7 protein-coding genes, 1 tRNA gene and 1 other RNA gene are annotated in these 5,492 nt (G+C 60.7%); all 9 read right to left on the minus strand.

Going from position 1 to position 5,492, the window contains the following annotated elements:
* On the minus strand, positions 1 to 242 hold a 242-nt coding region (locus ABYV89_RS14050; RefSeq protein ID WP_432823571.1), incomplete at its 3' end, for a hypothetical protein.
* A 100-nt stretch (positions 243 to 342) separates the two neighbouring features.
* The gene (locus ABYV89_RS14055) at positions 343 to 924 is read right to left on the minus strand and encodes a Slp family lipoprotein (RefSeq protein WP_432823572.1); all 582 of its coding nucleotides are present in this window, start codon (positions 922 to 924) and stop codon (positions 343 to 345) included.
* Between the two features lie 92 nt (positions 925 to 1,016).
* Complete coding sequence (locus ABYV89_RS14060) at positions 1,017 to 2,066, minus strand: TIGR00730 family Rossman fold protein (RefSeq protein ID WP_432823573.1); 1,050 nt, start codon at positions 2,064 to 2,066, stop codon at positions 1,017 to 1,019.
* 71 nt (positions 2,067 to 2,137) lie between these two features.
* Positions 2,138 to 2,683 carry a hypothetical protein gene (locus tag ABYV89_RS14065; RefSeq protein WP_432823574.1) on the minus strand — a complete coding sequence of 182 codons (546 nt, stop codon included), beginning with the start codon at positions 2,681 to 2,683 and terminating at the stop codon, positions 2,138 to 2,140.
* A gap of 60 nt (positions 2,684 to 2,743) precedes the next feature.
* An RNA gene (rnpB, locus tag ABYV89_RS14070) (RNase P RNA component class A) lies at positions 2,744 to 3,125 on the minus strand.
* A 46-nt stretch (positions 3,126 to 3,171) separates the two neighbouring features.
* On the minus strand, positions 3,172 to 3,882 hold the full coding sequence (locus ABYV89_RS14075) for a zinc ribbon domain-containing protein (protein ID WP_432823575.1): 711 nt from the start codon (positions 3,880 to 3,882) through the stop codon (positions 3,172 to 3,174).
* Positions 3,883 to 3,942: 60 nt separating this feature from the next.
* Positions 3,943 to 5,073, minus strand: a complete 1,131-nt coding sequence (locus ABYV89_RS14080; protein ID WP_432823576.1) for a Nif3-like dinuclear metal center hexameric protein — start codon at positions 5,071 to 5,073, stop codon at positions 3,943 to 3,945.
* Positions 5,074 to 5,186: 113 nt separating this feature from the next.
* Positions 5,187 to 5,262: transfer RNA gene (locus ABYV89_RS14085), tRNA-Ile, on the minus strand.
* Positions 5,263 to 5,312: 50 nt separating this feature from the next.
* The coding region (locus ABYV89_RS14090) for a sigma factor-like helix-turn-helix DNA-binding protein (RefSeq protein WP_432823577.1) at positions 5,313 to 5,492 on the minus strand (180 nt) is incomplete at its 5' end.

The raw sequence follows: 5,492 nt of genomic DNA on the forward strand, positions 1-5,492 counted from the left end.
CCTTCGGCCACCATCAGCACCCAGGCGTCGGCAATCCCCTCGTCGATGATCACCTCCGGCACCAGCCTTTTCTGGTCGACCAGCAGCACCCTGGCCGCAAACATTTCAGCGATCCGGCGGATCGCCGGACCGTGGATATCGATCATATCCGCCGTGCGCCGGGTATTGCTGGTGTCGATAAAGACCGCCACCTTGGCGCAATGGAACTTCTCGTAGTCAACCAACGCCTGTGCCTGGATCATTGCCTCATCCTCCGAAGAGCCTCTGCTGCCTGTCGCTACCTGCGAGATACCATACTAACGCGATATTTTGAGGCTGCAACCGTCGGCAATGATTTTGCGGTTACCGGTAACGCCAGGCGGGACGGGTGTCCCAGTAGGGATTGTATCCCGGCCAGAAGGGGTCACGGCTCCAGTAGGGGTCATAGTAGGGAGCCCAGGGATAACCGGGATAATAATAGGACGGGTGGCCATAGACCCGGGCCGGCGACTGCCAGAGATGGAGTTCGCCGATAGAAAAAACCGGGTAATGATAATCGACCCCCTTGAGCGGCCGCACCTCCTCGCCGACAACCCGGCCGGTCATGGTGACGTGCAGGCCGGGCTTGAAGAGCTCCGGGTCGAGAAAACTCTCGGTGCGGGCGATGAAGCGCCCACCGGTCTCGTCAGCCTCCAGCGGCTTGCCCCAGCGGTCGAGAGTAAAAAGAACCACCTCGAGGTCGGTCCCTTCGCGGTTCACCTGGGTCTCCACCAGCAAACCGCCCAGCAGCATGGTTTTCCCCTGGTAGGCCGCGGGATCCTGCTTGACCCGAGCGTAATCGATCAGCGGGTCGACCGCGACCATCGCCTCGTTGGAAATAACGTGGCTGCAGCCGCTGAAAAACACGGCACTGAGCAAAACCACCAGAAAAGACGTCCTGTTCATGACCACCTCCTCTTCATGTGCTGCCTGTGCTGTTTCCAGTCTATCCTGTCACGCCATCGAGTCAAACCGGTCACGAAATAACGCAGGGGAATTCAGCCCCCTCCGGTCGATCCGGCAAAGGAGTTGATCCGCCGAATGAGGGCCTTGAGCAACCCGTAACTGCGGTGGTTGAATTCGAGTGCCAGTCGGGGCAGGCCGAGCAGGTCGGGTTGATCGGCCTCTTCGGGCAACGGGCCGCAGAGTTTCATCCGGGTGCCGTCGGCGATGATTTCGTTGAACTCGCTCTGCAGAATTTCGACCTGCTCGTCGGTCAGCGTCCGGTTGAGACGGATCACCAGGGTATCCCGGACAAACCGGCTGGAGTGATAGACCTTGTAGAAATCGTCGATCATCTGCACCGCCTCGGCGGGGTCGCGGGTGATCGAGAAGAGGCTGAAATCCTCACCGGAGATCAGGCCTTTTTTGAGCAGGGTCTTCTTGGTGAAGTCAAACCAGTTTTCCCAGTAATCCCCCTTGTCGTCGTCGATGAGAATCAGCGGCACCGGGGGATTTTTGCCGGTCTGCATCAGCGTCAGCGCTTCCATCGCTTCATCGAGGGTACCGAAACCGCCGGGGAACAGGGCCAGGGCGTCGGCTTCCTTGAGAAACGCCACCTTGCGGTTGAAGAAGTATTTATAGGTGATGACGTTCTTGGCCTTTTCCATCACCGGGTTGGTTTCCTGCTCAAAGGGAAGCCGGATGTTGACGGCAAAGGAGTTCTCGGCCCCGGCCCCCTCGTTGCCGGCCTGCATGATCCCGCCGCCGCCGCCGGTAATCGCCATATAGCCGCGCTCGGCCAGCATCCGCGAAAAGGTGACGCATTTCTGATAGATCGGCTCGGTGGGCTCGGTGCGGGCCGAGCCGAAAATGGTGACCTTTTTCCGGTCCCGGTACGGGCCGAAGACCTTGTTGGTGTAGCGCATTTCCTTCATGGTGGTGCGCATCAGCTTGAGATCGGCCAGGTAGTCATTCTCCTGGCCCGCCTTGAGGGCGCTGATGATCATTTCACGAATCATCTCCGGATGATGAACGCCCGCCTTGTTCATGAGAGAATCGATCAACTCGTCCAGCTCTTTATTGGTTCGTGAGAACCTTAATTGCATCGGCATCCATCTCCTTGAAATAACTGCGCCGTCGTTTTACGGCGCGGATTAACATTGTAACACAAACACTGTTACAGCCGATCAAGAAAAGGCCGCTCACCCAGGCGCTCGGCGCGGATCAGCAGGCCGCGCAGGCTCGAGCCGGCGTAGCGGCGATCGAAGGCTTCATAGAGCTGACGCAGCCGGCGCTCCTGCAGGTAAAAAGCCGCCCGGCTCGCCTCGTCCAGGGCATCTTCCACCGCCTCGCAGTTGAAGGTGACGCAGTTGAAAGGGCGCCTTTCAACATCGAGGCAGCAGCCGGCAGCCGTGAGGAACGGGCAGGTGGCGGCAAAATCCGGTTCCGGCGGCTCAGTCCCCGTCAGCAGAAAGCCGAGCAGATTAACCAGGGTCAGGTGGTTGCGGCCCTTTTCGCAGCAGGCCCCATTGCAGGCGAGGCAGCGACTGGCGCCGTCGGCCTGCTCGAAAAAACCATGGATCTGCCGCTGCAGCTGCTGAACCTGCCGCAGATGCTCGGCCAGCCAGCTCCGTTCGTCGTCGGGCAATTGCCGCAGCTCTTCCTTAATCCGGGCCAGGCTCTTCCGCCACAGATCAAAATTTTCATCAATCGACTTTGTCATGTTACACCAGTTAAAAAACCAGCGGCACAGCCTCGGGGACTGTGCCGCTGAAAAAGAGATGGCCGGAGACGCCCGTAAGCCGGGTCCTGTTCCCCGCCGAAGTTACCCGTGGCGGGGTGATGATCATTCCTCTAGGAGCGCCGTTGCCGACGCCCTCAAGCAGCCAACCCGGGAGCTTCGGACGGGCCGTCCTCAAGCGCTCCCCTATTTGGCCTTGCTCCGGATGGGGTTTACCTAGCTTCCGACGTCACCGCCGAAACTGGTGAGCTCTTACCTCACCCTTTCACCCTTACCCGCATCGCCCGAAGACGCTGCAGGCGGTCTCCTCTCTGTGGCACTGTCCCTGGGGTCGCCCCCGGTCCCCGTTAGGGACCATCCTGCCCTGCGGAGCCCGGACTTTCCTCCCGCCCCTTGCGGGGCCGGCGATCACCTGGAGGTCTCCGACCATCCTTTAGCTGTAATCCTGCGTTAATAGCCTGCCAGCCGGCTCAGACCGCCGGCAGCACGAACAACAGGCGATTGCAGTGCGGGCAGCTCTGGATCTCCTGGATGGTGTACAGGCTGTTGAACAGCTGCGGCGGCAGCTGCATGTTGCAGCCGCTGCAGTTGCCGTTGCGGGCCTCGACCATCGCCATGCCGCCACGGCGTTCGAACAGCAGCTGGTAGCGCTTGCGCAGCGGCAAGGGCAGTTGCTCGAAGAGCCCGTCGCGATAGCCGATCTTGCCGGCAGACTCCTCGTCGTAGCCGGCCAGCACCGAGCCGATTTCGGCAAGACGCCCGGAAACCTTTTCGGTGAGTGCCGCCAGTTCGCCTTCTTTTTCTTCCCGGTCGCGGCTGAGCCCCTCGATTTCGCCGTTCTTGGCCGAGATACGGTCCTGCAGATCCTTGTTCAGCTTCTTGGCGGTATCAATTTCCTTGAGTACGGCCACGTACTCCTTCTGGGTCTTGATCGCCGACAGCCGCCCTTCAGCCTTGGCCACGTTGTCTTCTTCCTGGCTCAGAGCCGCCGCCAGTTCCTTGCGCTCGGACTGCAGGTTTTCCACCTCGGCCGTCAGGCTGTCGACCATTTCCTGCACCTTGTCCATCTCCGCGCCGAGCTCGGCCCGTTCTTTTTCCAGCGCCTTGCGGCTGCCTGCAATCCGATGGAGATCCTGATCGATACCCTGTAGTTCCTTGAGCAGCTCTACCTTTTCTTGCACCTTGCGTCCTCCCGTGTTCGACCCTCTCGGATCGTCTGTTCTGGCTATAAAAAAAGGGAATCAGACCATCCTGAATGGATCTGTTTCCCCTTCTGCTTCGATTACGGTGATGTTCATGTTGCGGGTTTCTGCTTCGGCTTTCAGGCGGGAAGCCAGTTCTCCCACCATCAACCGTTCGGTGGCGAAATGACCGGCATCGATCAGCGCCATCCCCAGGGATTCGGCCGCCCGGGCTTCATGGTATTTCACGTCGCCGGTAACCAGCACGTCGGCCCCCTGGCGAGCCGCTTCACGCAGCAGGGAAGCGCCGCTCCCCCCGCACAACGCGACCTTGGCCACCCGCTGCGCAGGGTCGCCGACCAGTCGCAGGGCCGGCGTATCGAGGGCCTGCTTGACCTGACCGGCAAAGGCGTCAAGGGAAAGCGGAGCGGCCAGCCGACCGATCCGGCCGAGGCCGACAGCGGGGCGGCTGTTGGCCAGCGGGATCAGGTCGTAGGCGACTTCCTCGTAAGGATGGGCCTTGAGCATCTTTGCCACCACCCTGGTCAGCAGTTCTTTCGGCAGGACGGTTTCCAGGCGAACTTCCCTGGCCGCCTCGGCGACCCCTTCTCGGCCCAGAAAGGGCTCGGTTCCGGGACCGGCGCGGAAGGTGCCGAGGCCGGCAGCTTGAAAAGAGCACTGGTCATAACGGCCAATCTGACCGGCCCCCGCCTTGAACAATGCCTCGGCGACCCGGGCCTCGTAGCCGGCCGGGACAAAGACCACCAGCTTTAGCAGGCCCCCTTCCCCGCCGCCAGCCAGGGGCTGCGGATTGCTCACGCCAAGGCGGGCCGCCAGCCAGTCGTTGAGGCCGTCCGCGGCCCGGTCGAGATTGGTGTGGGCCGAAATGACCGCGATCCCCTCGCGCACGGCGCGAAACAGGATGCGACCGGTTTCATCGGCAGGAGTCAGGCTTTTGAAGGGGCGGAAAATCAGCGGATGATGGCTGACCAGGGCCTGGGCACCGGCGGCCTGGGCCGCATCGAGGGTCGCTTCGGTCGGATCAAGACAGACCATCAGGCGCTCCAGCGGCGCGGCCGGGTCGCCAGCCTGCAGTCCGACATTGTCCCAATCTTCGGCAAGAGCGGGGGGGTAGAGCTTGTGGATCAGACCGACCAGATCCTGTATGCGAACGATGCGTTCCGGCTTCATATTCGGCTGGGTGAGGTTGAAAAAAAAGAGTGCAACCTTGGTTTCGTTGCACTCCGTGAACTCAAAATTTCGGATATATGAAAATGAGTGTTCGACTCATCTGTCTCCTGCTGTGGTGGGCCCACCAGGATTCGAACCTGGGACCAACCGGTTATGAGCCGGTGGCTCTACCAACTGAGCTATAGGCCCAAAAAACGAAAATTCAGTTTAGGCTTTCATCTTTACCCTGTCAAGCGATTTCAGGTCTCGACGAAACTCTTGAGCCGCTTCGCCCGGCTCGGGTGCCGCAACTTGCGCAGCGCCTTGGCTTCGATCTGGCGAATCCGCTCGCGGGTGACGGCAAAGTCCTGGCCAACCTCTTCAAGGGTGTGGTCCGACTTCTCGCCGATGCCGAAACGCATGCGCAGAACCTTCTCTTC

Source organism: Trichloromonas sp. (assembly GCF_041583255.1).
Classification (GTDB): domain Bacteria; phylum Desulfobacterota; class Desulfuromonadia; order Desulfuromonadales; family Trichloromonadaceae; genus Trichloromonas.

Excerpts from the sequence above, each read along its gene's own strand:
- ABYV89_RS14080 (WP_432823576.1), bottom strand. The coding sequence starts at position 5,073 with ATGAAGCCGGAACGCATCGTTCGCATACAGGATCTGGTCGGTCTGATC.
- ABYV89_RS14055 (WP_432823572.1), bottom strand. The coding sequence starts at position 924 with ATGAACAGGACGTCTTTTCTGGTGGTTTTGCTCAGTGCCGTGTTTTTC.
- ABYV89_RS14065 (WP_432823574.1), bottom strand. The coding sequence starts at position 2,683 with ATGACAAAGTCGATTGATGAAAATTTTGATCTGTGGCGGAAGAGCCTG.
- ABYV89_RS14060 (WP_432823573.1), bottom strand. The coding sequence starts at position 2,066 with ATGCAATTAAGGTTCTCACGAACCAATAAAGAGCTGGACGAGTTGATC.